General features: G+C 57.9%; 32 protein-coding genes. 5 read left to right on the top strand and 27 right to left on the bottom strand.

All coding sequences use genetic code 11. The annotated features are described in order from the left end of the window. Positions 1–4 precede the first annotated feature (4 nt). Positions 5–961 carry a TIGR03756 family integrating conjugative element protein gene (locus tag QU606_RS24980; protein WP_304997738.1) on the bottom strand — a complete coding sequence of 319 codons (957 nt, stop codon included), beginning with the start codon at positions 959–961 and terminating at the stop codon, positions 5–7. Between the two features lie 115 nt (positions 962–1076). Next, complete coding sequence (locus tag QU606_RS24975) at positions 1077–1331, bottom strand: helix-turn-helix domain-containing protein (protein WP_047703579.1); 255 nt, start codon at positions 1329–1331, stop codon at positions 1077–1079. Positions 1332–1489: 158 nt separating this feature from the next. Between QU606_RS24975 and QU606_RS24970 the strand changes: the two genes are divergently transcribed. The 3 genes from QU606_RS24970 (at position 1490) to QU606_RS24960 (ending at position 2917) form a co-directional block, all read left to right on the top strand. Next, on the top strand, positions 1490–1747 hold the full coding sequence (locus QU606_RS24970) for a LasR-specific antiactivator QslA (protein ID WP_304997737.1): 258 nt from the start codon (positions 1490–1492) through the stop codon (positions 1745–1747). Between the two features lie 178 nt (positions 1748–1925). Next, complete coding sequence (locus tag QU606_RS24965) at positions 1926–2174, top strand: hypothetical protein (RefSeq protein ID WP_017529804.1); 249 nt, start codon at positions 1926–1928, stop codon at positions 2172–2174. Then, entirely contained in the window at positions 2171–2917 is a 747-nt protein-coding gene (locus QU606_RS24960; protein ID WP_047703577.1) for a zeta toxin family protein, read from the top strand. Before QU606_RS24965 ends, QU606_RS24960 begins: the two co-directional genes overlap by 4 nt. Before the next feature lie 24 nt (positions 2918–2941). On the opposite strand, the gene QU606_RS24955 is transcribed toward QU606_RS24960, so the two are convergent. Genes QU606_RS24955 through QU606_RS24915 form a run of 9 tightly spaced genes read right to left on the bottom strand, consistent with a single transcriptional unit; the run spans position 2942 to position 10403 of the window. After that, entirely contained in the window at positions 2942–5689 is a 2748-nt protein-coding gene (locus QU606_RS24955) for a conjugative transfer ATPase (RefSeq protein WP_304997736.1), read from the bottom strand. Then, a complete protein-coding gene (locus tag QU606_RS24950; RefSeq protein WP_304997735.1) occupies positions 5689–6105 on the bottom strand; it encodes a TIGR03751 family conjugal transfer lipoprotein in 417 nt (138 codons plus the stop codon). Before QU606_RS24950 ends, QU606_RS24955 begins: the two co-directional genes overlap by 1 nt. Next, positions 6068–7585 (bottom strand): TIGR03752 family integrating conjugative element protein, encoded by a 1518-nt coding sequence (locus QU606_RS24945; RefSeq protein ID WP_304997734.1) that lies wholly within the window; start codon positions 7583–7585, stop codon positions 6068–6070. The genes QU606_RS24950 and QU606_RS24945 overlap by 38 nt, the downstream gene beginning before the upstream one ends. After that, positions 7575–8387 carry a TIGR03749 family integrating conjugative element protein gene (locus QU606_RS24940; protein ID WP_304997733.1) on the bottom strand — a complete coding sequence of 271 codons (813 nt, stop codon included), beginning with the start codon at positions 8385–8387 and terminating at the stop codon, positions 7575–7577. Before QU606_RS24940 ends, QU606_RS24945 begins: the two co-directional genes overlap by 11 nt. Then, positions 8384–9025, bottom strand: coding sequence for a PFL_4703 family integrating conjugative element protein (locus QU606_RS24935; RefSeq protein WP_304997732.1), 642 nt, complete (start codon positions 9023–9025; stop codon positions 8384–8386). Before QU606_RS24935 ends, QU606_RS24940 begins: the two co-directional genes overlap by 4 nt. Then, positions 9022–9435, bottom strand: coding sequence for a TIGR03750 family conjugal transfer protein (locus QU606_RS24930; RefSeq protein ID WP_304997731.1), 414 nt, complete (start codon positions 9433–9435; stop codon positions 9022–9024). The genes QU606_RS24935 and QU606_RS24930 overlap by 4 nt, the downstream gene beginning before the upstream one ends. A 7-nt stretch (positions 9436–9442) precedes the next feature. Further along, a complete protein-coding gene (locus tag QU606_RS24925) occupies positions 9443–9814 on the bottom strand; it encodes a TIGR03745 family integrating conjugative element membrane protein (protein WP_304997730.1) in 372 nt (123 codons plus the stop codon). Positions 9815–9831: 17 nt separating this feature from the next. After that, a complete protein-coding gene (locus QU606_RS24920) occupies positions 9832–10071 on the bottom strand; it encodes a TIGR03758 family integrating conjugative element protein (RefSeq protein WP_304997729.1) in 240 nt (79 codons plus the stop codon). Next, complete coding sequence (locus tag QU606_RS24915; protein ID WP_304997728.1) at positions 10068–10403, bottom strand: RAQPRD family integrative conjugative element protein; 336 nt, start codon at positions 10401–10403, stop codon at positions 10068–10070. The genes QU606_RS24920 and QU606_RS24915 overlap by 4 nt, the downstream gene beginning before the upstream one ends. A gap of 305 nt (positions 10404–10708) precedes the next feature. On the opposite strand from QU606_RS24915, the gene QU606_RS24910 reads away from it, so the two are divergent. After that, on the top strand, positions 10709–11080 hold the full coding sequence (locus QU606_RS24910; protein WP_304997727.1) for a histone-like nucleoid-structuring protein, MvaT/MvaU family: 372 nt from the start codon (positions 10709–10711) through the stop codon (positions 11078–11080). A gap of 268 nt (positions 11081–11348) precedes the next feature. Here QU606_RS24910 and QU606_RS24905 read toward each other — a convergent pair whose 3' ends face one another. From QU606_RS24905 to QU606_RS24850, 12 genes are all read right to left on the bottom strand, one after another. Then, positions 11349–12080 (bottom strand): TIGR03747 family integrating conjugative element membrane protein, encoded by a 732-nt coding sequence (locus tag QU606_RS24905; RefSeq protein ID WP_304997726.1) that lies wholly within the window; start codon positions 12078–12080, stop codon positions 11349–11351. Positions 12081–12169: 89 nt separating this feature from the next. Then, a complete protein-coding gene (traD, locus tag QU606_RS24900) occupies positions 12170–14275 on the bottom strand; it encodes a type IV conjugative transfer system coupling protein TraD (RefSeq protein ID WP_304997725.1) in 2106 nt (701 codons plus the stop codon). An 8-nt stretch (positions 14276–14283) separates the two neighbouring features. Then, positions 14284–14799 (bottom strand): integrating conjugative element protein, encoded by a 516-nt coding sequence (locus QU606_RS24895; protein WP_304997724.1) that lies wholly within the window; start codon positions 14797–14799, stop codon positions 14284–14286. Further along, positions 14796–15344, bottom strand: a complete 549-nt coding sequence (locus tag QU606_RS24890; RefSeq protein ID WP_304997723.1) for a lytic transglycosylase — start codon at positions 15342–15344, stop codon at positions 14796–14798. Before QU606_RS24890 ends, QU606_RS24895 begins: the two co-directional genes overlap by 4 nt. Further along, positions 15326–16045: a TIGR03759 family integrating conjugative element protein gene (locus QU606_RS24885; RefSeq protein ID WP_304997722.1), complete on the bottom strand. Its 720-nt coding sequence runs from the start codon at positions 16043–16045 to the stop codon at positions 15326–15328. Before QU606_RS24885 ends, QU606_RS24890 begins: the two co-directional genes overlap by 19 nt. 9 nt (positions 16046–16054) lie before the next feature. After that, positions 16055–16726 (bottom strand): chemotaxis protein, encoded by a 672-nt coding sequence (locus tag QU606_RS24880; RefSeq protein WP_304997721.1) that lies wholly within the window; start codon positions 16724–16726, stop codon positions 16055–16057. Further along, entirely contained in the window at positions 16723–17265 is a 543-nt protein-coding gene (locus tag QU606_RS24875) for a PilL N-terminal domain-containing protein (protein WP_304997720.1), read from the bottom strand. Before QU606_RS24875 ends, QU606_RS24880 begins: the two co-directional genes overlap by 4 nt. Before the next feature lie 104 nt (positions 17266–17369). Then, a complete protein-coding gene (locus QU606_RS24870) occupies positions 17370–18116 on the bottom strand; it encodes an ABC transporter substrate-binding protein (RefSeq protein WP_304997719.1) in 747 nt (248 codons plus the stop codon). A 52-nt stretch (positions 18117–18168) separates the two neighbouring features. Continuing rightward, positions 18169–18663: a DNA repair protein RadC gene (radC, locus tag QU606_RS24865; RefSeq protein WP_304997718.1), complete on the bottom strand. Its 495-nt coding sequence runs from the start codon at positions 18661–18663 to the stop codon at positions 18169–18171. 100 nt (positions 18664–18763) lie between these two features. After that, on the bottom strand, positions 18764–18949 hold the full coding sequence (locus QU606_RS24860; RefSeq protein WP_304997717.1) for a hypothetical protein: 186 nt from the start codon (positions 18947–18949) through the stop codon (positions 18764–18766). Positions 18950–19021: 72 nt separating this feature from the next. Then, complete coding sequence (locus tag QU606_RS24855) at positions 19022–19603, bottom strand: STY4534 family ICE replication protein (RefSeq protein WP_304997716.1); 582 nt, start codon at positions 19601–19603, stop codon at positions 19022–19024. 901 nt (positions 19604–20504) lie between these two features. Beyond that, complete coding sequence (locus tag QU606_RS24850; RefSeq protein ID WP_154973979.1) at positions 20505–20846, bottom strand: helix-turn-helix domain-containing protein; 342 nt, start codon at positions 20844–20846, stop codon at positions 20505–20507. 209 nt (positions 20847–21055) lie between these two features. On the opposite strand from QU606_RS24850, the gene QU606_RS24845 reads away from it, so the two are divergent. Further along, a complete protein-coding gene (locus tag QU606_RS24845) occupies positions 21056–21313 on the top strand; it encodes a hypothetical protein (protein ID WP_304997715.1) in 258 nt (85 codons plus the stop codon). 44 nt (positions 21314–21357) lie between these two features. Here QU606_RS24845 and QU606_RS24840 read toward each other — a convergent pair whose 3' ends face one another. The 4 genes from QU606_RS24840 to QU606_RS24825 form a co-directional block, all read right to left on the bottom strand. Then, the gene (locus QU606_RS24840) at positions 21358–23325 is read right to left on the bottom strand and encodes a DNA topoisomerase III (RefSeq protein ID WP_304997714.1); all 1968 of its coding nucleotides are present in this window, start codon (positions 23323–23325) and stop codon (positions 21358–21360) included. Positions 23326–23547: 222 nt separating this feature from the next. Next, entirely contained in the window at positions 23548–24018 is a 471-nt protein-coding gene (locus QU606_RS24835; protein WP_304997713.1) for a single-stranded DNA-binding protein, read from the bottom strand. Further along, positions 24015–24533, bottom strand: a complete 519-nt coding sequence (locus QU606_RS24830; RefSeq protein ID WP_304997712.1) for a DUF3158 family protein — start codon at positions 24531–24533, stop codon at positions 24015–24017. The genes QU606_RS24835 and QU606_RS24830 overlap by 4 nt, the downstream gene beginning before the upstream one ends. Then, positions 24530–25285: a PFL_4669 family integrating conjugative element protein gene (locus tag QU606_RS24825; protein ID WP_304997711.1), complete on the bottom strand. Its 756-nt coding sequence runs from the start codon at positions 25283–25285 to the stop codon at positions 24530–24532. The genes QU606_RS24830 and QU606_RS24825 overlap by 4 nt, the downstream gene beginning before the upstream one ends. Positions 25286–25446: the final 161 nt, after the last annotated feature.

The raw sequence follows: 25446 nt of genomic DNA, 5'->3' as shown, positions 1-25446 counted from the left end.
CAACTCATGACGCACTGCCTTCGAAGTCGATGCTGAACAGAAACGTCTGGCCCTCGCGCTTGCAGCAGCTATAGGGACGCCACAGCGACCAGGCGTAGCCGCCATCCGCGCTCTGTACCGAATCGCTAGGGAAGATGGCGCATGTTGGCTGAACCAAGGGGGAGAGCAATTGCCATTTGTGGGTCGAAGCGTCGTTTTCAATGATTGGGCCAGGCGGCCAATAGCCATCGCGCGGTGCGGGTGTGAGCGGTAAATACACGTGTGGTTGCCAGTTGCGGGTAATGAAGTCGCCCGCTCGCTGCGCCATCACCGCAGCGGCTTTGAAGTCGTCAGGTTGTACCAGAAATCCTTGCCGGGGATAGACGTTGCCCCACATGTTTCCCGCGAGCTGACGACCGATTTCACGGATTCCCGGCACGAGTGATTCTGGATAAAGGCTTTCCGGGATGCCATGGCGCCAGGCCAGTGAGTCCCAAGTGCTCAGGTAGTAGGGCAAGAATGCCGTGGCGCCGCTGACGCATGCGTAACCAGATTGCGAGGCCAGTTGCGTGGCGGCCCAGCCTCCGGGGTGGCCGATGCCATCAACATTTTTGAAACGAAGCAGGTTATCGCGCTGGGTGTTCGGTGTGATCAGGTCACCGCCACCTTCCGCACCGCTGATGGGAGAGGAGAGAGCGGCCATCTCGGTCCAGGGATTGCTACCGGTGGTGGCATAGCTCGAGACCACCAGTTCAGGAATGAAATGTCGAACCTTGGTCGAGGTTTTGACTGTGCAGCCGAAGGGTGTGCAGAGCAGCCAGAAACAAATGCCGACGACCCTGTATTCGAGGCAGTCTGGAGAAAGCACGGAGGCGGTAATGTTGCCGGTATCCAGCGCTACGCTTGACCCGGATGCCAGCAGAATGCTCAGCACCAACGGATGCAATTTTTGGGGCGAAATGTGCGGGCGGGCAGCAGACATGATCCAGGCTCTGGGTGTATGGCCTGGACAGGTTCAATAATCGAGAGAGGGGCGTCAGTGAGAAAGCCGAACGCAGGATTGTCGGTTTATAGCGGTCTTCTAGATCAGCAGATGGTCATTCAGCGCTCAGTGTACGAGCAAGCACGTCAGACTCAATGAGCAGCTGATCCGTTTTGATCTCGAAAATGTTGGCGAGTTTGCAGAGGACCAATAACGACGGATTGCCTACCCCCCGTTCGATTTGACTCACATAGGTACGATCCACCTCGGCCATGAGCGCCAATTGCTCCTGGGTAAGGTTCTTCACACGCCGCATCGAGCGGATGTTTTCCGCCAGTTGCAGGCGAAGCTGTTCGTAGTCTTGAGTCATGCGCGCAAACTGCGCCTTGAGGGACTCTCAATCCACGGGATATAGTCTACATTGGCTCTGATTCGGGCTTTTTTGATGCTTGAGCCGAGTATCAATTTTGTTTCTATGCTGCTTAGAACAGACCGAGCATTAATAGATAATCGAAAGCTAAGGTGTCTATGGACGAAAATTACGTTTCAATTCCGGCGGCAGACGGCTGCCCCAGCCTTTTGACACCGTGGGGCAGCGAATTTGCGCCTATGATCGAACGTGGCGTGCAATGCGCCCAGGCATGGCTCGATTCACCTAGTGAGATACCGCTGTGGTGGGAGTTGGCGCAGGCGCGTAAGACCTGCCCTGCAGGAGATTGCCAGGATGCCTTCGAAGCCGGTTTTTTATTGAGAATTCAGCAACGGCTTCGGAGCGTGTCACCGTAGCCATACGGCTCCAGTCTTTAGCTTGCGGCACGAAAATTTGTTGGAAGGTATGGTTTCAGCCTCCATTCCTCTAGAATGGATATCTGACAGACGTAGCGTTGGTCTGTGATAAACAGATTACGTAGCTAGGATTCTGATAAGTGCAGATTCTGCACGCTCTGAGAACGTGGAGCGCGATATGAAAGCCGACCAAGTGTTGAGTGACGATCTGGTGAGCCGACTGGAGGGTAAAATCCCAGCCATGGCTGAAGGTGCGATCAATACGGCCTATATCAACGCGCTGGCGGCCGGACGCAGCGTGATGGAAGTCATGGACGGCAAGCTCGTTGAGACGACTGCCGACGGTAAGCACAAGGTTATTCGAGTGGCCAAGCCCAAGCATAAAGTGACCTTGGGCGGGATTATCAAGGTGCACCGCTGCTCATGACCGTCCCTCGGCTGAGGGTATTTGCCGGCCCTAATGGTTCCGGTAAAAGCACAATGAAAAGTGCCGTCCCTTCCCACCTGATCGGGATCTACATCAACCCGGATGAAATCGAAAAGGCTGCCAAAGAGGGCGGACGCCTGGAGTTCAGCGATTTTCAACTGGAAGTCGAAGGCGACGAGGTTCTCGGCTTTATCAAGGCGCACCGACTGATTCGGTCGACCCAGCTCGTTGAGGAGGCATCCAAAATTGGCTTCAGCAATAACGGCCTGAATTTCCAGTCCGTCGCGATGAACTCCTATTTTGCTTCCGTGCTCTCTGATTTCATGCGGCACAAGCTCCTTGAAGCCCAGTTGTCTTTCACCTTCGAAACGGTGATGTCTAGCGAGGACAAAGTCGCTTTTATGCTTAAGGCAAAAGCGTCGGGATATCGAACCTACCTCTACTTTGTCGCCACTGAAGATCCTGACATCAATATCAACAGGGTCAAGAACCGTGTCGCGGCAGGTGGGCACCCAGTCCCCACGGAAAAAATTGTACAGCGCTACGGTCGTTGCCTGAACCTCTTGCCAGCAGCCATCGCAGCCTCGAACCGGGCTTATATCTTTGACAACTCCGGCGCTGATCTGGTGTTGCTCGCTGAAGTAACGGACGGGACTGACCTTGAATTTAGGGCTGATGAGATCCCTGACTGGTTCATGCAAGCCTACGTGGAGAAGGTGTTCAAGGATTTGCTGCCGGGTTAATCGAAACCTAGAATCAGCTCCGTTTCACTTAATTCCTCGCATCCTATCGATCCGTTCAGCTACCCGGTAAGCCGCCTCCAATTCCGAGCAGCCGGTGCTCTGCATCAGTGTCCAGCGTTCGGCTTTTTCCTCGGGCTCCGTCATGGCCAGGGCGAGATAAAGACTGGGCGGCACAGCCCGAAACAGCGTTTCGAGCTTCTTCGAGAGCACGACTCCCTCAGTGTATTTTCCGGGCTCCTTACTGGCGGAGAGCAGCAAGGGTTTCTGTGCCGGCGTGAGCTTCTTGAACCGTGCGATTTCGTCGATTTCCGCCAGCGGCATGTTCAAACAAATCCACCATTCGATCATGTTGAGCATGGTCTGCGCGGCCGTGGGGAAGTCGGCAAGGTTTTGCGTGGCGAGCCAGAACCAAGCGCCGAGCTTGCGCCACATCTTCGTGCCCTTGACCACGAATGGCGCCAGCAGCGGGTTCTTGGTGATGATATGGCCCTCGTCGGTGACCATGATGATCGGTCGGCCTAGGTACTGGTCGCGCTCGGCAAGGTTGTTCACGGTGTTCATCAGGCTGATGTAGCTGATGGACATCTGTGCCTCGTAGCCTTCGCGAGCGTAAGTGGCGAGATCGACAATGGTCACATCGCTCTCGGGCCAAGGCGTGCCCTCGCGATCGAACAGTTCACCCTCGAAACCCTGGCAAAACAGGTCGATGGACTCGCCCATTTCCTGGGCACGCTCGCGACGCTTCTCCGGCAAGTGCGGGTCGGAGGCGACGCGCAGCAAGGCGTCGCGCACGTCGCGGGTCAGCACTTGACGGCCCGCGGTGACGCAGGTCTGCGCCGCATCGAGAATGCACTCGCGGATCAAACTGCGATCGGCCCGGCTCAGGCGGGCTTCTTCCTTGGCCTCGCCGCCGGTGATCATCAGTCGGGCGGTGATTTCCAGTTCACCGAGAATGTCACGCTGGTCTTCGCGACTGGTTACCGCCTCATCGTCCAGTTCATCGATCGACAGACTCGCCACCTGATCCGGCTGCTCAACCAGGCGCCAGGCATCGGCGAAGGGCGCAAGGCTGACCGAGGCGCCAGGTTTTAATTGGACCTTGTTGACCGACAAGCCCTGTGTCGCGAGGTAGTCACCCTGCAAGCCAAACGAATTGCCGGCCTCGACGATAAATAAGCGAGGGCGGTACACCGCCATGATCTGCATCAGCAGGGTGACCAGTGTAGCGGACTTGCCGGCGCCAGTCGGGCCGAACAACAGCAGATGGCCGTTCATGGCCCGGTCCAGGCGTGACAATGGGTCGAAGCTCAATGGCGAGCCGCCGCGGTTGAACAGGGTGATACCTGGGTGGCCGGTGCCGGTGCTGCGACCCCAGACCGGAACGAGGTTCGCCAGGTGTTGAACAAACATCAGCCGGGTGTACCAGTTGCGCGTGTCGCGGGACGGGTTGTAAGCCATCGGTAACCAACGCAGGTAACTGTTGCAGGCGGCGACTTCATCGCCTTCGCGTATCGGTTGCAGGTCCGCACCCAGTAGTGCGTTAGCCAGACTGACCGAGCGCTGGTGCAATTGCTGCTCATCGTGACCGCGCACGTAGAACGCGAGGGTGCCGCGGTACAGCTTGTGCTGGCGACCGATGATCGCACGGGCCTCTTCGACATCCTGACGGGTCTGGGCCGAGGCCAGGTTTTCACCGATGGCTTTGCGCGCCAGGCGGTTCAATTGGTCCTCAAGTACATCCTGCGGTTTGACCACCATGGTCAGGCTCATCACCGTGCCTTCGGGTAACTGGTCGAACAGCGCATTCACCGCGTCGCCCTTGCGGGTTTCTCCGGTGAGTTGACCAATCAAGGGAGCCCGGCGCAGCTTGTCCACCACAATCACCCGGTGGGGCTGATCGTCAAAAAACCAGAGTCCGTGCTGCACATCCGAACGCGGTTCGTTGAAGAATAGCCGTTCGGCAAAGTCATGATCGAAGGGGAGTTCCAGCGACTCGCCATCACCTGACTCCGGATAGGCCACGCGTTGGTAGAAATCCTCGGGTGCTTCATTGGTGAGCCTGGGCGCCGGATTGAACCAGGGCAATAACCAGGCATACAAACCGCGGCCATCGACTCGTGCCGATTGCACGCCGCATGCCTGCAACGAAGCCGCAATACGTTCGCAAGCCTGTTGCAGGGATTGCACCGGAGTGAGTCCTGTCTCCTCAGCGTCAGACTCAAGCCAGCGATAGACCACCAGGCGCCCCCGTCGGTTGTTGCCACGCCAGGGCAGGCGCGTGACGGCCTTGTCCTCGAACAGACCGCCGGGCTTGGCGATGGCCTTCAGATGTCGGCGAGTAGTTTCCAGGTACGCTTCGGTGAACACCGTGCCTCGCGCGCTGTCCTGAATATAATCGGTGAGCCGGGTCAGGTAGGGGATGAAGTCGTTGTCGTCCTGGCAGAAAAACTGCGCCACCCAAGGCGCTTGATCCAGCTCGTCAAAGCTATCCTGCAGGGCATTCTCAAGGGCATCGCGGGCAGCCATCAACCAATCGGGTTCGCGCCCTTCGGTGCCGATGGGCAGCAACTCGAACACCGCACCCACCGAGCGATTGTCATCGAGCAGAAAACACTGCTCGGTGTCGAGGTATTCGACCCAAGGCAGGTGATCGGTGAAGCTGGGGTTATGCGCATAGAGTGTGGTTTCATCGGCCAAGGTGGCGCGAGGGCGTAATGGATTGCGCCAAGCTTTCCACGCAGGAGTACGGTTCCTCGAATCGTCGGTACGCACTACAAGTCTTCCTGACGTTCACCCGGCAATGCGTACTGCACGCGTTGGTAAAACGGAAAGACGGTCGAGTACCCCGGGACCGGTGCCTGCTCGGTGCCACTCAAGTGCGGATACACGTACAGCACCAGATCGGGATTGGGCAGGCGAGGGAACAAATTGTGGATCTCGTTCGCCGCGGTGCGCGTGTACGGTTCCTGGAGAGCAACGGAGAAATCTGCCTGGGCCAGCGGGCGGCGCAACTGCTGCCGAGCATCCAACAGTTGCTGCTGAGTGCCTTGCGAACCGGCACCATTCCAGATGTCCAGCATGGTTTGCTCGCCATGGGGCAGCAGTGTCTCCTTGTCGGTGGAACACCCCGTCAGGACCCAGCAGAGCAAACTAATCCAGGTCAGGCAGAGAAGCTTGGTCTTTTTCATGGCGAACGCTCCGGCCCTTGGGCTCGTAGTCGATGGTGATCTCATGGTCGAGGTGCAGTGCGACCTGGGCGGCCGGTGGCACGTACACGGCCGCAAAAGCCTCGCCATACAGCTTGTTCACCCACTCGCGGATGTCGCTGACCCCACCACTGAGGATTGAATTCAGCGCGCTGTTACCCGTGCTACTTGTGACCCCGAGCGTACTGCCGCCCGAACTGATCACGCTGCTGTTGTTTTGCTCATTCCCGAGCAAGGCAGCGACACCCGCGCCGGCCGCAGTGATCAGACTCTGGCTGCCGAGGTACTGCTGGGCGTTCGAGCGGCGCTCACCGGCAATGCACGGAATGCCATACGGATCGGACAGGTAACCGAGTCCACCGCGGATCTTGTCGGTGTTCGAACTCTGGGTGGTGGAGGCGTTGCGGCTGGCGACTGCTTTCGGCTGAGGCACCGTGCGGATGGTGCCGTCTGTGAATACGAAAGTGATCGACTCGACCTGTCCGCGTACGCAAGACAGGGTCCAGTCACCGGAGGCTGTGCCGCTCATCACGGCCCCCGCGACGTCCGGTAGGTCGATGCCGTTGGCAGTCAGGTTCTCCGGACCGACCAGCACCTTGAAGGGATAGGGATCATTCACGGTGCCGTCCACCGGGACTCGGCCGATCAGCGCGGTCATGGCGACCGAGCCCATCAATGTCGCGTTTTCAGGAATGGTGTAGACCGGCTGCGCGCCTTCGGTACGATCAGCAGATCGTGTCGGGTCACGCTCACCCTTGGTGACTGCACGTAGCTGTTTCTGGCTGCGATCAATCGCGTTATCTTTCAGGCCTTCCAGTGAGTTGAAGGCGGTAGGCAGACTCAGTGCAGCGGAGGTCTTGGTTTTGCCTCGGGCGTCGGTGGACGGAGCATCTGAGGGTTCAATCCACTGCAGCGCATCATTGGCAGAATGCCGCCCGTCGAACTGAGCACCATCGCCCGGTTCAAGCCCCAATCCGATCGGCATGTCCTTACCCTTGCCGGTCAGCCCCGACAGCTGCTCCTGCAATTGCGTCAGCAGCCCACGGGCCTGACGACTGTCTTGTTCCGCTTTGAGTCGGGCCTCGTTGGCTTGTCGACGGCCTTCGTCGACTTGCTGAGTCACGCTGCCAAGCGCCGTCTGGATACGCGAATCGACGCTGTTTTCCCGCTCGCGCAGGCGGTTGTTCTCCGTCTGCAGTGAATCGTTGTGTTTCTTCAAACCGAGCATGTCGCTGCGCATGGCCTTCACCTGGCCGACCAGGGTGGCGACCGTGTCGCGTGGGGTATCGCCCGCAATGCCGAGCGACTTGGCTTCTTCGGTGGATAACTGAATATTGCCCTGATCAACCGGGTGCTCTGGAGCGGGAGCGTTGCCACCCGCGACCCAGCTTTTCAGGATGATCACTACCACGGCCAACAGTGCAGCCGGTACCAGCCATTTGAGCAACGCGTTAGCCTTCATCGTCAGCACCTCGCGCAACGGGCGGGAGCAGCACGGCGTGTTCGAGGCCGGCACCGCGGGTGACGAGGTAAGCGATCGTGGTGTCTTCAGCGCTGCCGACAGGCCCGAGGAAAGTATGCTGGAAGGTCGCGGCGAACAGCTTGGCCTGAAGCCGACGCGGATCGAGTTGCACCCTCGCTGAACCACGATTGCGCAACTTCACCGCCGTCACCCAGTAATCACCGAGTCGCCAGGCGGCGATGGGTGTGCTGGACACGTTTTCGGTCGGCAGCAGGGTCGGCAGTTCGGTGCGCAGCTTGAGCGGTACGCGGCGTACGCCGGGCAGGGACTCCACGGTGCGCAGCGGCGCGAATAGGCTTTGCGCGGCGTAGCGGGTCAGCGCGACCGGAATCGGCGTATGTTCTGGAACTGGGGGGGGGCTAGTTTCAACCTCGGTAGGTTGCACCTGAGCATTCTTGAGAATACGCACGGGCTCCAACGGTTGATCGCCAGGCGTGGCCGCGATGTCCAGGAGGATGATCTCACCCGTCGCAACCGATTGCAGTTGCAGGCGGGTCGGGGCAATGGCTTCCGACGCGCGCAGGTACAGCGTGCCGCCGGTTGATTGTATGCGCAGCTTGCCCGTCAGGGTTGAGGGCACACCGACTCGAACATCCTCATCGATAAAGACCACTCGTTCCTGGTTAATCACCAAAGGGACCGCGAGGGGGAGGCGTTCCCAGTGCATCAGCTCGACGGCCTGCGCTGTAGCTCCCCATAGCATCAGTGCGACGGTGAGCCCCAGGGTAGAAATCCGCTTCATGGCTCACCTCCAGGCCGGGAGATTTTTTGTGGAGTGCCCTGATAACAGTCCAGTGCCAGCCCCCACTTGTTGCGTTCGGGGTCCAGGTCGAAACGCACCACGCGTAATGGATAACGCACCACCACCCGTTTCACCGGTTCGGCGGCGTAATACTCATCGGCGTTGAGGTCGAGCGTGACCAGCCAGCTGTCGCGATCGAGTTGCTTGACCCTGAGTTCCGGATCTTCGCTATAGCCACGGCCCAGAATTTCGTAGACGCCACGCACCCGCTGGCGCAGTTCGCCGGCGGCCTTGCGGTACTCGTAGTCACCATCGAGGAAGGCCTTGCAAGAGGGTGTCAGGTAGGACTGCAAGCCGTAGATGGCGCGGCGATAGTCCTGCTCGCCATCCGAGGGCCAGCGGTTGAGTTGGCCAAAGATGTACAGGGCAAAGGCATACACATTCTCTGGTGGTACATCCCACCACTTGCGCGTGCTGCCCGAGCGCAGATCTGGGGGTACATGCACGGTCAGATCGGTCGGTGCCGAACGCCAGCCATACCAGAGACCGGCACAGACCAGGGCAAGGATCATTACCGCCAGGCGCAGGCTGAAGATGTGGGCCTGTTGGGCATCGACCTTGTTTCGAAAACGACTCATGGTTGCCACCGGGACAGGGCAGGACGCAGTCGACGCGAACGGCGAACTGTCCAGGCACCGGAGTGGAGGATCACACTCCCGCGCCCCAGGCGCCAACGGCTGGCGAGTATCCATTCGAGCTTGCGGTACAACCAGGTCTCCGGACGGGCCCGTTTGGCCCGACGCAGTAGCGTGCCACCGGCAAATAACACTACGGCCATGCCCGCGATCATGCCGGTCGGTGCCACGGCAATGGAGGCGGTGGCGATCGCCAGAGGAACGCCCAGCAACAGGCCAATGCCGGCGCCGGTGCCGAGCGCTACCCACATCTCATCATTGGTCAAACCGCGCAATACGGCGGGATCACGATTGAGTCGCTCTGGCAGAAAGACCAAGGTGCCGTCGGCAAGGCGTTCGATAGCGTCGTTCATGCCGACCTCACAGAATTGCGGCAGCCTTGGTCAGGAACCAGATGATGATCACCACCAGCAGGGCACCAATGCCGACTACGGCGCCGAGGTCTTTCCAAGTCTTGCGCTGGTTCTGCACGTCGGCATACACCGTCAGGGAATGCCAAGCCACACCGAGAAAAGCGAGCAGGGCGATCAGCAGACCGAGCAGGATGCCGCCGTCGTAGGCGTAGTTTTTGATCGTCTCGATCAACCCGGAACCTTCACCACGGGAAGGCGCTTCCATGGTGGGGAGCTCGGCAAAAGCCAGGCTTGGACCGAGCACCAGCAGCAGACCGATCAAGCGCTGGGTCGCACGATCACACAGATTGTTTTTCAGGGGGACAAGGCACTTGAGCATGACGGTGATCTCCTGGGTTAGGACAGGGTGAAGAACATCAGGACCAACAATGCGAGCAGCACGCGCGCGGCGCTGCCGCCGAAGGCGCCGAAGCGCACACTGCCGGTGGCCCAACCCCGGTAGGCCGTCCACATCACCCAGGCGCACCAAAGCAAAGCCAGAACGAGAACCAGGGACAGCCACAGCGTCGAACTGCTCTGTGCCGAGAAACCGGAGGCGTTTTGGAACGCTGCGATCTGGGCGTCAGTCATGCTCATGGCGAAGACTCCGCGGACGGGATGTCGAGGCGGTAATCGCCGACCAATTCAGCGGGATCGCGGGGTTGGGCGCGGGAAGGGGACAGATAGCCCTGCACACCGTGACGGATGCTTTGGATGTCCTGAGACAGGCGGGGATAGTCGAAGCGATAGCGATCGTTTGGTTCAGAGGTACTGGCTACCTCGGCTTGCGTCGCAAGGCGTTCGAGAGTGTCGAGTTGCTGCTGGACTAGGCTGAGTTGATCCCGCTCATGAGCAGATGCGGCATAGCTGCTGCCTTGAACGATGGTCAGTGAAACGAGCAAAAAGTTGCGATAGACGGTAATCGACATGATGCTGGCCCATGTGGAGATGGCGACAGAATCAAGTTAGGGGATGAATTATTCAGTAGTAAACGCGAGGTGGGATGGATCGCTTTTTTGGGGGAAGCGGAAGAAAATTACTCACACATACATCAGCAATCGATTTGGCGATAAAGAAAGCTCAGACAGCACTCCTACCCCAATAAAAATGTGTTGTTCATGCGTTAATGAGCGGATTAGCTCGTGCTTGAAGGCAGCATGGGTGACGAAGAGCTAATCATCGCTTAGCATTGGAATGTTCATTCCTCATTTCCCCAACCTGAAGGAAGCTTCACATGTCTCGTTTGGCTGAATTTCGTAAGCTTGAGCAACAACTGGCCGAACAGCTCGCCGAGCTTGAGTCGATGAAAAGTGATTCTGGCCTGAAAAAAGAAATGGAATTTGAGAGCAAATTGCGTGCGTTGCTTGGCGAGTATGGCTTCAGCTTGAAGAACATCCTTAGCATCCTGGATCCAGAGGCTGGCCGTCGTACCTCGACACCAATAGCAGCGCCTGTAAAGGCAGCCCGTAAAGCTCGCGATGTAAAAATTTACAAAAATCCGAACTCTGGTGAGCGGATCGAAACCAAGGGAGGAAACCATCGGCAGTTGAAAGAATGGAAAATTGAGTTTGGCGCGGACGTTGTCGAGTCGTGGCGTACTCAGTAAGAACGGTTTGACTACTAGGGCTCTGCAAGGGCCCTTTTTTGTTGGTGAAGATGCTGAGTCCCGAATGCGAATCTTGGTCCCACTTCTGCTCTAATTTTGAGGCATATCCCCAAACTGTGAAAGTTTGCCTTTCATTCACCGCTCTGCTCGAAGTGGGAGTCGAAGTCGAATACGGGCAGGTCAACACGTGCGCTGTGCCAGTTCTGGAGTCGCTGAATAACGATCCTGACACCAAGGGATATATAAAGAGAAAATATAATTTTCAGAGTCAGAGATATTTCTTAAATGTAGCTGCCGTGATTTCTACTGTGATGCCAAGCATTACAGCACAAGGCAAAAATACGACCATAGGATTGAGCGAAAAGGGTAGGGACAGGTAAATGATCCAAGGCACGATCAGCAGTGGCATCACTGCCCGTTTAGCTCGGTGATAAACGAAACTGCTTTCTCGAGCTGCTCCAAATTTGCGCAGGTCGCGGCGCATCAAGCCATCGACAAAACCGGTGAGCGTGGCCAGCAGAAACAATGGTGTGGCCAGCACCAGAATGGTTAGGCGCACGACGAAGGTAAAGATCACATACACCGCCGCCAGTACAAAACTCTCAATGCTCACGTAGAGTTGATTGATCCAGCTCCAGACGCCGTTGCCCTGGCTCGACACACGCGCTTGCTGGGCAAAATCCGCAACGCCGGTCTTGACCAGCAGCCACTGATTGAGGAAATCCAACAACTGAGCGATTGTTTGCCCGGGTTGTTTGAGGAAGAGGGACGATTTGAAGTGCTCGCTGAGCCAGCCCAGTTCGCTGGTCAGCATGGCCTGACTATGCAACCAACCTTGATCTCCCCAGAAGAGCAGCAGACCGACGAATTCGATGAGGATCGAAAACAGCAACGAGGCCACCAGCAAACCAATGATGCGCAGCATCAGACTAATCGTTGAGACAATTAGCCCTGGATGTTGGACCGGTTGTGGCGGCGTGTTTTGTGTGGAAGTCGCCATCGTTCACTCCATTGCGCGCCGCAGAGTTGATGCCGTCCCGACGCCTTCCGAATGTGTGTTTGCTTAATCGAAACCTAGTCAGAGTAGGGCTACCGCACCTGACCTAAATCGAAGTTGATTGTTGGGCCGCCACCGCTGGCGCTCCACCATTGCCCCGCTCGCTCGCTGTAGGTGGCCCGCATTCGCTGGGTGAGTTCCTGCAGATCCTTGGGCATGGCGTCGTCGTTGGAGGGTTTTGGCAACGGCATGCGGACCTTCCAGAGCTGCCCACCGGCCTGGAAGGAGAACATTTGCCCCTTGGGCAAACTGACGATGTGAGCAGGCTCGATCAGCGGCACAGTGGTGCTGCTGACACGGTCCTGTGAGGACGAGGTGAAGTCCGTGTTGGCCTCAGGATCGGAGGTGTCGGTGGCGCCGGAGACCAGGGTCTTGGTCAGCACGTTAACCTTGGGCAACTGCTGGGTGAGTAGTTCGGCAGTGGCGGTCTCGCGGACCCGCAGCATCTGCAAGGTGTTGAAGTTACCGATGACCTGGCCGGCCTTGGCCCGGTTGCCGATTCGCGCTTCGATATCGCTGAGGGTCTGGGTGTAGGCCGTCACCTGGATGCCGGCGCCGCCGCCCTTGTTGATCAGCGGGATGAATTCATCACCCATCAACTCATTGAACTCGTCGGCGTGGAGGTTGATCGGCAACTTGTCACTGTTGTTACCCGATTGGGGCAGGCCATGGTCGATGCCGTGTTTGTAGATGTGTCCGGCGACCGAGACCAGATCGGCGAACATGGAGTTGCCCACAGCGGCGGCCACCTCGGCGTCGGTCAGTGCATCCAGGCCGACATAGACGATGCCACGTTTTCGGATGATCTGCATCCAGTCGAAGATTGGCCGCGGGTCATCTAAATCGGTGTAGTTGGGAGCCAGTAACTGGGCTGTCTTGCCGGTGGTGAGTTTCTCCAGCAGCGGCAGTAGCGAGGCAACGATTTTGTCGAAGTAAGTACGGTCATATCGTACCGCCGAACGCAGTCCGTCCATTACCGGATCAAATACCCGCTTCACCGCCAGGTACTGCTCGATGGCCACCACACGCTTTTCGCGCCCGATCATATGCCGGGGGATGTTCTTCTCGGTGAGCTTGCCTTCAAGCTGAACGATCACCTCCCACGCCTTCGGGTCGGTCTTGGCGAAAAACTGCTGGGCGTACTCGATGAACAGTGCGTCGATGTTGACCACATGCCGTTGGATCTGCAGGTAGTCCGGACGCCGGCCTAACTCGATCAAGGCACGGGCGATGATGTTGACGAAACGCCAGGCAAACTCGCGAAAGGCTGCGGAGTTACCTTCGCCGCTGAGCTGCCCGGCGATGCGTGACGCCACTTCCGAGATACGCCCGAAGCGTCCCACCGCATTGTATCGAGCGGAGATCTCCGGCCAGCCTAGATGGAAAACATAAAACTCCTTATCTCGACCGGCCCGTTTGGCTTCAACGTACATCCGTTTGAGCAGGTCGGCATCGCCCTTCGGATCGAAGACGATGACCACCTCATGTTCGATGCGATGAATGTCCTGGGTGATGTACACCTCGGCGAGTCGCGTCTTGCCGACACGGGTAGTGCCGAGCACTAGGGTGTGACCGACCCGTTCGCCCAGCGGCAAACTGACTTCCGTTTCGTCGGGCTCGACCCCATGCAACAGCGGCGAGCCACCGACTGGGGGCAAAGGGCGCACCGGATTGAAGGCACTGTCCCAGGCCGTGACACGGGCCAGTATCGAGATTGGAAACGGTGCATGTTCCAGGCGGCGTTCGAGTCCTCGGGCCAGACGGTAACGGGTCGGTTGCTCGACATAGTGGGCGACCGCCGGATCCTGGGCCTCAACCAAACGTTGGGTGTGCAGGCGGGTCCAGCGAAAGCCTCGGCCCATGAACAGACGCTTGCGGCTGACCGGAATCTGCCGACTGGTCAGCTCGTAGCGGGGCAGCCGGCGAATATTGCGTCGATAGCGCAACACTTCCCAGGCTTGCCGCAGCCGGAGAAGGCCGAATAGGGTATAGGCCAACGCTGCAACCAGCCCGATCTCGGGGGACAGCGCCACAGCCCAAGGCGAGTGCACGCATAGTACTGCGGCGGCGATACAGATCGCGACGGTGTACAACTCCACCGCTGGCCTGAGCTTAGACTCCATCGCATGCTCGGCCATGCCCCGACTCACTGTTCCAATGAGGTGGCGGTGATCAAGACGGGGTAGTGCTCAATCTGCAGGCGGGTGGCGATGTCGTTGCCATTGACGGGTAGGATGGTGATGCCCGGAGCGGCTGCTCGAATCCGGGCTAGGGCTTCAGTATTGGTTACTTCGACGGCGAGGCCAGCCGCGCCCACTTCCTGCAGTTCAGCCGCACGTTGCCGCAACCAAGACAGTGATTGGGGATCCTCGCCGATTAGGAAAAAAGGCCGCAAGCCCGGCATGTTCAGAGTGCGAGACGTGATTTGGCCGGGGCTCAAGTGAGAGCTGCGTATGGGCAGTATCCAGGCTTCATCGGCAAACGTGGACAGGTCCGCATGCATGGCCCGATCAGGCTTGATCTGGTTGTTTATTGGCGGCTTGGAAACTTGAAAATGGGGGCGGGTGAAGTCGCTAGACTGGTCTTCTGCAACGGACAATTCCGACTGGACGAAAGCACCCAAGAGCAGGGTGAAATAAACGGTAATGGGGATTTGCTTCATTGTGATGTGCTCTTTTCGAAGGAAACTAGCAGTCGTCCGAGTTGCCGGGAGAAAGCTTCGCGGTAACGTGCAGCCGGCATTCCTCCCGCCGGGCGGTGATAGCGTCCCGCAGCTGATACCCAATCACCGGTGGCGGCGTGATGCTCCCGCAACAGAGCGGCAGTCACGACGAGATTGCGATAGGGATCGAGGGCTTCGCAGGGACTGGAAAAACGTTGTCCGTGGTAACCCAGGTTGGTTTGCCCGAGACCGGCATCGACCCGCTTGGCGTTATGTCGGGCGAGGGCCTGAAGCAAGGCGTTACAGGCGGCCTGGCGAGTGGCGAAGCGGTAGGGTGTTCCGGCGATGTTCAGGGTCCAAGGCCAGGGCAGCAGTCGACCACGAACGCGGATACCACTCTCCTGTAGGGCAATCGCGAACAACACCGTAGATGGGATGCCGGCGTCATTCGCCGCCAGTTGATAGGCCGGAGGCGGAAGTCCTTCAGCCTGGACTGCGAGCACCGTCAGCATGAGCGCAATACCACTCAGTCGAGGCGTTGCCATTGTCCGTTCACCTGTTGAAATGTGGCGGGCAATGGCTCCGGAGCCCCCAGGCTGAACCAGCGACCACGGTCATGGTTCAGGGTGATCTGCCGGCGTTGAACCTTGGCCGGATCGATGTCCGCTTGCCGAGCCCAGCTACGGACGCGTTCATCCTCGCCTTGGCTGCCCACCAAGTAGATATCGAACGTCGTGTTACTGTTTTGCAAACGTTGTGCTTCAGCGGTGCATGCAGGGCATTGGTCCTCCACAAACAAGGCTTGACGCGGCACGACCGCTGAGCTGGCAGGGGACGGGGATGCCATGCCCTGGATCGGCAGCAGCCCGGGAAACAGCTTGGCCCAGGCCGCCGTGTAAGCGTTTTGGTAGGCCAACTCTCGCTCAGCGCGTTTGGCTTCCAGCGCTACCTGTAATTCGGCATAGCGCTGGCGCTCTTGATCGGTCTCCGCCTCAACCCCGAGTGTGGTCAACGGATCAAGGTTCGGGCTCCAGAAACCGCGCGGGCCGGCTTGGATCTGTTCGAAGCGCGTCCACTCCTGCTTCGTCAGACCCCAGTTCGCAGCCTGTTCGGAGTCAGAGCGCCCCAGTGGAGCAGACTGCGTGTCCTGGGTCCGTGACTGTGTCGTGACAGGGTTGCCCACCGCAGCGCCCATGGCCAGTAGCGAAGCGAGACAGACAACGGCGGACAGTAGCGCTCTATTCATGATCACTTCTCAAGGGAGGTGCACGGTCTGATCTGGCTGAGCGGCCACCGCGAAGATGGCTGAGTTCAGCTCCAGCATTTTCAGGCGCCAAGCCCCTTGCTGCTCACCGCTATGTAGCAGCCGGATATCCGTGAGCGAGCGACTGTCATGAGGTGCGACCGCCAGAAAGCGCTCACCACCGCGGGACTCAACACTCAATACTGAAAACGGTGGCGAGAGCGGGGTGGGTTTGGGGCGAGCGGTCTTTTTCGGTTTGGTCGCAGAAGGCGTCGGCGATGGAGGGAATGGCTCTGTCCTGAGGTTCAGGAGTCGCTGCTCGACCTGTTCTAGGCGTGCGCGCAGCGCTGTCAGGTCTGCCTCGGTGGCGCGGGCTGCCAGACCATCGCGCAGTTCCTGTATCTCTTGCGCCCATTGATCCAGCATGGGATCGAGGGTGTTGGCCTGTTGCTCCCCGGTATCGACCATCTGCTTCAGGTCTTTCAGCGCGTACTGCAGTTTTTCCTGGGCATCCTTGAGGGCGCTTGAATCACTTTGCAGGGTGTCCAGGGTTTGTCGGTATTGCGTGTTCGTGCTCTGTAGTTCCGCCGCGCGCTGATACTGGTTATACAATCCACCACTCAGCCCGGCGGCGGCCAGGCAAAGCAATCCAATAATGAGGGTTTGAAACGTCGAGGCTTTCATGGACGTGCCTCCACCTGATGGGATGAGCTTGGTGTGGCCCGCGCGACGCCGGCCTCCGTTTTCTGCTGTTCGAAGCAGACCGAACGGCTGACTTCATCGGTCGTGAGTTGCCAGGCGGGCCCAGCCAGCACTTGTAGTGCGCTGCGCAAGGGGATTGGACCCAGCCGGTAATGGGCCGCGGGCAGGGGCCGAGTAAAAAGCACTTTCACCGCTGCGGTATCGGGACACAGCGAATAGCCCGAGCGCTGCAATAGGTACTGCAACGCATCCTGCACCGAAGGATTCAGGTTGGATGGGATACTCACGTCGATGATTTGGGCGAGAAGATCGCGTTGTTCCGTGGTGGGCTCGGTGCTGACCAGCGTATAACGGCCATAACGAAGTTCTGCCGGATGGCTTTCTTCGGCTGTGCCCCCCGAGTGCTGGGCCTGATTGGAGCCACTGTCGATTTCTGAATGGGGCTGCATCGGGGTGGGGGTTTGCGCAGTGCAGGCACTCAACAAACCCAGCAGGCAAATAGGCGTTAAAATGCGCTCCATGGAAAAACCTCATGTCAGATTCAGTGCAGAACCTGACATGGATAAAGGAGCCATTCAGTGAGAAAGTTGATTCAAGGCGGGTCGTGTTAAAGCCGAACGCGTTGTTACTCATCGAAAATGGCGAGCCCATCCAAGACGGTAGCGTCGGGGTCGAAGATCAACAATCGCACATCCGCCAATGCCGCCAGGTATAACACCGTGACCAGGGCTTCCGGTGTGCCGGCGTCGAGTTGCTCTTGTCTTAAGCTTGAATAACGTTTGCCCTCAATGTTCAGCAAGTTCTCGTCCGTCCATGGTGTACCGATCAACTTGCAACCGATGCCGCAGCAATCTGGCAACGCGAAAAGTTCGAACAAAAGACCGGTTTGCCTCGGAGCGGAGTGACTGACCCACCCTTCCAGATAGAACATCGCTTCTTCAGGAAGGTGTGCGGTACTGATCTCCCAGGCTCGACTGTAGTGTCCCGTTTCGAAGCGCAAGCGATGGACCATGGCTTGGGCTTCTTCCAGGGAGTACAGATCGCCGACGTGATGCTGCTCGTTGAACATTTCGCCCATCACGGCGTAGATCACTTGGCGCACCAGTCCGGTGGACTGGCAGCGTTCATCCAACTCATCCGGAATGGATTGATCTTCGCTGATCAAGGCGAAATCGTCATTGAACAGGCAGGGGAACAGTTGTAGTTCATCCTCGGACAGATGGGCCTGTGAGTCGTGCACGGGTCGAAAGCAGGGAGGGCAGTCGTTTTCGTAGGTGATCAGTAGCAGCCGTTCGATATGCAGGTTGTCGTAACCGCGAGCAAATGGATTTGAGGCCACCAGAAGGGCAGGGGCTTGGGGGACGGGGTTCATGAGGGTTCTCCAGGATGAAAATGAACAAGGCGCCCGAAGGCGCCTGTGAGGGTTAAAGCCAGCCATATTCGGCAAGGGAGAGAGGACGGCCTTCGCCCACGATGAAGTGATCCAGTACGTGAACCTCAATCAAGGCCAAGGCCTCTTTCAACCGTGCGGTCAAGACGCGATCTGCCTGGCTGGGCTCCGTACAACCCGAGGGGTGGTTGTGAACAAAAATGGTGGCCGCAGCGTTATGCGCTAGGGAACGCTTGACGACTTGGCGGGGGTAAACACAGGCGCCATCGATGCTGCCGTGAAAGAGAATCTCGAATGTCAGCACTCGGTGCCTGGCATCGAGAAAAATCACACCGAAGACTTCATGCTCTTGTGGGGCAAGATGCAGTTTTAGGTATGAGGCTACGGCGTCAGGCGAGGTCAGGTTAGGGCCGCGGGCGAACAGTCGACGATCCAGAATATGCAGTGCTTCGTCGATCACCTGGTTTTCTTGGAAGATACGATCAGCCTCGACATCCGAGGCTTCAATCAGGGTGAGTTGGGTGCTCATGGGGTACCTCCGAAGGGAGCAGTCAGGGGGTACACACCCGAGGGGAGTTATGTCCCCAAGGTGGATATAGAGTCGCGGCTATGTGCCGTTGACGCGCTGTTTACAGCCGAGTGAATCGGTGGCGTTGTCCGTGTAGAGGAGAGTCACAACCGTCACAGGGCAATGGGGAGAAGGTTCTTATTCCCCGGCCAGTTTCGGGATCGAAGTCGGCACTGATGGGCATCGTGCTGTAGTCCTCGTAAGCCGCAGCGAACAGGCAGTCGTCGCAAAGCCAGAAGGATTCCATGTGGGTTCTCCTGTGCGGATTGAAAGAAAGGCGCTCGATTGAGCGCCTTGATGTAAAAACACCGTGGACTGTTCAGGCGGACTGAGCAGCACGCGTGGCGACACGGCGGGCCGTGCGGGGAGCGGGTGCAGATTCAGGTTCAGCCCTGGACTCTGGTGGGTTGTCGATATCCTCAGCTTCGGCATCAGCCGATGTTGGGGAAGGCTCACTGTTTGGCGCTGGCTCAGCAGGTGCTGTTGCTTCCTGCCTGGCGGGCGCTTTGTATTCGAATATGCCGTTGACCTTAATCCAGTCGATGAATAGCAGACGACCTTTTAGGCTGGCGCCAGGTTGACCTTGTTTATCGCCTTTCTCATAGAGAAATGGATCGATCCACAGGTCGCCGATACGGAACGACAGCAAGACCTTTTTCTCAGCTTTGACGGCGTCCATATAGAGACGTATCAAGCGTTCAGCTTCGCCGCCAGCGACTTTGCAGTCGAAGCGGGTGTACTCGACTGCATCAGTGGCGCCGTGCAGAGCCGCGATATCGCAGGCCATGAACGGCTGGCCGCGACGGACTTGTACTTCGCGGACACGGTTGAGGTAGCCGATACCGACGGTGTGCAGATTGAAGTAAGTGGTCGCTTCTTGGGATTGGTTGGCGTGGGCCATGGTGGTTCTCCTATTTCATGGGAAAACGGCGACGCACAGCCCCTGACGGGGAAATGAGCCCCCGTCAGGGTGGGTAAGGTGAAGGCAAGCGATAAACGACTCGCCACCGGCAAGCCGATGACGATCAGAACGATGCGTCCGGGGAATAGCGGTGCAGCAGAGCAACGTCTGCGATGGTGATCTGCAAGCATAGGTAGTGGGCATTCATCACCGCTGAAGCGGTAACCGCGCGAGCTTCCGAACGCTGATCGCACTTGGGTAAACCACCACGAACGTGGCGTAGCCTTGAAGGTTCAAGCTACCTGGGCTGGGCTGTCAACGACAGCGAACCACGCCCTTTGTATAAGCCTGTCACAGGGGAGCGTCAAGACGCTGCAACCCGATTTTTTATGGCCAGAATACAGTGGTAGTCACTGGACTTAAGAAAGTGAAGAGCGGGCCTGGCGGGGTGCCAGGCGAGGAAGAGAAAAGCCACCTTTGGCGGTCCTACGCAGTCGACAAGCTCCTCGCAAAACTTGGTTTAACTGCGCGATGATTCGCCAACCGACCCTTGTCGTGGCCTGGGTCGGAAGCTGCTGGCACGCATCCGCGCACAAAGGGTGCCCAGTGTTTCCCCGGTGGGCTCCGGGACTGAATACGATCGCAGAAGCGGATGACCGCTATTGCCTGGCAGAGGCAACAGTGGTCATCCGCCACCGTGATCAGGTCGAGCCAAATCAGGAATGAAATTCCGCAGAAGAGAAGGCTCCGAACTCTAAGAGTTCGACCGAGCTGCCCGGAGCGAATCGGTCTTGGGTCGCCGTTGGCGGTGATCCGAAGCTACTACAGCAGAGCGGGCAATACGACGTCAAGCCAGTGAGCGCTCCTTCATAAGACGCTACGTTGATCGCGATAAAAGAGATTACTTACTGCCGAGGTGGGCAGCTAATTGTTCGACGGTGGCCAAAATGAAGGCGCGGTCACTTTCCTTCAGTCCACTTAGCAGACCGGCGATCATCTGGCCCTGGTCATTGGGACGATTGCTCGACTCCGTCAGCAGTTCATCCATCCTGCAGTCGAAAATGTCTGCCAGCTGCATCAACTTGACCACGGAAAGCTCCACCACACCTCGCTCCAGGCGCGAAATAGCTTCGCTGCCAATCCCCAAGCGTTCAGCCACCTCTTCCTGGGTCAGATTACGTTCGGTCCGGTGCTTCGCGATCATGCGCCCGATTTGGGCCTGGGTTGGATGTTTATGTGCCAAGTGATGAGTTCTCCAATTCAACCCGAATGGTTGAGCAAAGACCCATTGACATGAACATCCTTAACGGTTGAGTATCGACTTGTAAGGTTGATATATTGACTGAAATAGCTGTGTATCGCGACGTGACTTCTATTCCTCCAGGAATCGGAGCCCGAAGTGACCAGTGAGAATGAGCGGTCTGATAGGGCCAAACGGAGGAAAGGTTGAGCATGGATGAACAGGGCGAGAACGTCATGGACCTGATCTGGGATCGAACACTGGAGCTGTTCATCAAGATCCATGATTGCCCTGATAACCCCGAACATTTCGACAGCCTTGTTCATTGGCTCAACGAAGATCCTGCTCACCTGAAAGCGTACAACGAACTGGGGCAGATATGGATCGCGACAGGCATCGCTTTGGCCCGTGAAATCGGACAACCGCTAATGGACTTGGAGAAAGATCAGCCTCCCTTGATGACGCACTGACCCTGTACATCCACTCCAAGATTTTGGTGATCACCAATGGTGTGTCATGGGTGTCGCCTACCTTTGCTGATCGGCAGAGTACCTTTGCAGTCCGGGTAGTGGGCGCATGACCAGAACGGTCCTGATTTTCCCTTCCGCCTGAGCATTGATGCGTTGCAAATGGGGCAGACAGGCCCGGCTTCGACCGGTACCGACAAGGTAAGCGCTCCGCAGTTTGCGATCAGCTGCGTAATCCAGTGCGCCTGCTTGGCAACGAATGCATCCAGGGTCAGGCGTCCCGCTTCGATTTCATCCAGAGCTTGCTCCCAGATCGCTGTCATACCCGGATCTGCGACTGCTGCGGGTACCGCTTCGATCAGGGTATGGGCCGCTGCGGAGGCCGTTAATGCACGTTTTTTCTTCAGCAAGTAACCGCGATCAATCAACCCCTTGATGATGCCGGCTCGCGTGGCTTCGGTGCCGATACCGGTGGTATCTCGAAGTTTCTGTTTCAGGCGTGGGTCGTTGACCAGCTTGGCGACGTTTTTCATCGCCTTGATCAGTTCGCCTTCGGTGAGCGGTTTGGGAGCTGCAGGGTGCATGGACTTGAGTTCGACGTCGTCCACTGCACACTGTGCACCCTGTTGTAGGACGGGCAACACCTGGGACTTTTGACTAGGTTCATCGTCTTCGGGGTTGTCGGAGAGCAAGCCTTTCCAGCCTTGGACCAGGATCTGTTTGCCAACAGCGGTCAGACGCTCGGCACCGCACTCCAGTTCGACCTGGGTTCGATCAAACTCATGCGGTGAAAGAAACTGCGCGAGGTAGTGGCTACGAATCAGTTCGTAGACTTGGCGTTCTTGTTCGGACATCCGCGCCAGGTTCGCTGGCTCGCTGGTGGGGATGATGCCGTGGTGCGCGGTGACCTTGGCATCGTTCCAGACGCGGGAGTGCAGTGATCGATCGAGTCTTTCGAATGCGGGCCGCAGCGCGGGATCCGTTTTGAGTAGAGCGTCAAATACAGTGAGTACCTCGTTGAACATACTCTCTGGCAAATAACGGCAATCGCTACGCGGATAGCTAGTGGCTTTGTGAGTTTCATACAGGGCCTGGGCGATGTTCAGAGTTTCCTGAGCGCCGAGCCCCAGCTTGCGTGAACAGACTTCTTGCAGTGTGCTCAGGTCGAAGGGCAGGGGCGGCGCTTCGCGGAAATGCTCAGTCTGCAGCGAGAGTACTGTGGCGGTCTTACAGCTAGAGATTGATTCGGCCGCCTGACGGGCAAACGCCTGCTGCAGGCAACGACCTGCCTCATCACGCCCGGAGCTTGGTGGTTGCCACGAGGCGATGAATGGTTGCCCCATTGAGGACAGGTGCACATCCACGTCCCAGTAGGGTACCGAGACGAAGCTGGCAATCGCGCGATCCCGATCGACCACCAGACGTAATGTGGGTGTCTGGACGCGTCCAACCGACAATACGCCGTCGTAGCCCGCCCGACGTCCGAGGAGGGTGAACAAGCGGCTGAGATTCATACCGATCAGCCAGTCAGCACGGCTGCGGGCGAGGGCTGAGTGATAGAGCGCAAAGGTCTCCTGGCCGGACTTCAGCGACGACAATGCTTTGCGAATCGAGGTCTCGTTGAGTGCGGATAGCCAGAGACGCTGGACGGGGCCTCGATACTTGCAGAGCTCCAATAACTCGCGGGCAATCATTTCACCTTCGCGGTCGGCGTCGGTCGCGATGACGACGGTGGCGGCTTCACTGAGCAGGCGTTTGATGACTTTGAATTGTGCCGCAGTTTTGCGTTTGACCTCGACTTGCCACTGCTCGGGAATGATCGGTAGATGATCCAAGGACCAGCTCTTGTACTGAATGCCATAGGCTTCAGGTGGGGCCGTCTCCAGAAGATGACCGATACACCAGGTAACGGTCGTCTTGGATCCGATCAGGCAACCATCCCCACGCCGATTGGCCCCGAGTACCTTGGCGATGTCCCGACCCTGGGAAGGCTTCTCGCAGAGGAAGAGGCGCATAGAACTGCTCCGGATTGAGTTCGGAGCAGCGTTGTTGAAATAGCAGGTGAGGGATATGAGAAACCTGAATCAAGGATCCTCATATTAGTCAGTCAAGACAACCAGGAATGGGACGAGGTTGTACCCCGTCGCAGCCCGACGACAGTTTGCATGTTCACGAGCAGAGAGTAAAAACGTCTCAGCAACTTCGCGCAAAGGCGCAATTTTTATGCCTGAAGTCTGTCAGGCCGTAGGTGGCTGACCTCTGCGCTTTCTGGGTTTTGACGCAGGTGGGCTGGTTTGCTCTGTATTTTGCCCGATGTGTTTCGCAGATGCCGTTTGTTCAGTGGAGCGTTCCCGCATGACCACGCTGTGCACCCGGTGAGGCAGGATGCCGACTCGACGTGCCTCAATCTTGAAAGTCACCCGCGCATTGTCTTCGTTGTCCTCCCACTCATCGCGCACTGTACGACCTTCGACTAGCACGCGCATGCCTTTCTGGTACAGCGTGCTCCAGTGTTCAGCCTCGCGGTGCCAGAGTTCAACCGGCGCCCAATAGCCGCCTCGATCTTCATAGCTGCCCTCGCGTGGCACGGGGTTGTCGAAGTACACGTTCAGCCGTAGCAACCGCCGTGGCTCGTCATTGCCTGATGGAAATTCCTGGAACTCTGGCGCACTGCCGATATTGCCTTCGCCAACAAAAAAAGTACTCATCCTGATACCTCCACTACGGTTGTGAACTGGCGCAGTAGCTGTTCGGCACTGGCCATTTTAATCGCACAGGTCGTGGCCTGGCGGTAGAGTGAATGGACCACGCTCATCTGCAGGTTCAGTGCAATGCGATCGCATTCGAAATGGTGCAATCCCTCGCGCACGACCTGCGGCAGGGTTTTGTTGCGGATCTGGCGTTCCCAGACCGTAACCCCCATACGGGCGAAGTCACGGGTGCGCCAACGCAAAAAGGTGCTGCCAGCGCTGGTGTTCTGCAGCACCAAGCGAATATCTAGCAGTGAGTACGGGGGCTGTTCGGCCTGCCGTATCACAGCCTCCATCAGCTGACATAACTGCGCCTCGATTTCCCTCGCCACCTGCGCCAGGTGCTCCAACTCCCCCTTACCCTTAAAAGGCTTTAAAAGGCCTTTTAGGGAGGCAGCGTGTTCGAGCTGCCGATAGGCAGCTTGTGTCAGTGCTTCGAAGGGCATTGGTTGAGCTGAGCTTGTGGGGTTCATGCTTCGTCCCCCGGCCCGTTCACTGTCGCAGATGGCTCTCTCGCTACCTCTGCCAGCACGTCGGCGTTATCCACGGGCACAGCACTACGACGAATGATCGGTGGCGCGAACTGGGAGCGGCGATGACCCTCAAGGATGTCCAGCGGGGGCAGCCCCAATTTTTCGATCGCCGCAAAGGCGCGAGCATTATTCGCCGCCATGTCATCACGCGTGACGCCGGCATGCCGATAGCGCTGCGCCTGACCGAAGAGGCTGCGCAGCAGATGGGCACCATCATCGATCCAGGCTTCCATGTCCCTGCGGCCAATCAATGCGGTGTGATGAGCCAACAGGGTACTGCGCACCAGCGTGTCGTAATCCGTCAGCAGGTAAACAGCCAGAAAGCCGAGTTGGCTGCCGATGTATAACGGCAAGGTGACGGGGTGGATGTTGAGGTTGTCGCTCATGTCGATCTGTGTAGGCAGGTCCTGTCTGATCCGATCCAGCTGTTGGTTCAGTTCCAGCATCCCAGCCTTGGCTTGCATCAATTTTTCTTCAAGTTGCACGATGGCCCAGTCGGCATAGGGATCATCCAGGGCCGCGGTTTGTTTGATCTGGTTGGTGACACTGATGTAGCCGGCCATGCCCATGATCGAGTGGACGCCTTCGCGTGCGGTCCGACCTTGCCAGATACGGGCGGCGTGGTGGGTATGCAGGGTCAGGGTGATGCTGCTGCGCAATGAACCCAGGTTGAGTTGGTAGTGATCGGCCACGGTGTTGTCCTCGCATAGGCATGGACGGGAACGTTGCGACAGATGAGGGTTAAGGGCAGCCTAAAAGCTGAATGCGGTATGTTCGGTTTGGTGGGAGAGGGTTAACTGCGAGACGTTCGCGAGTGACGTCAGTAGCATCTTCCATCCATGGCCATGGAGGT

Source organism: Pseudomonas sp. OVF7, from assembly GCF_030644265.1.
GTDB lineage: Bacteria > Pseudomonadota > Gammaproteobacteria > Pseudomonadales > Pseudomonadaceae > Aquipseudomonas > Aquipseudomonas gorinensis.
The sequence above is the reverse complement of the archived record's forward strand: the minus strand, read 5'-3'. Positions and strand labels throughout refer to the sequence as shown.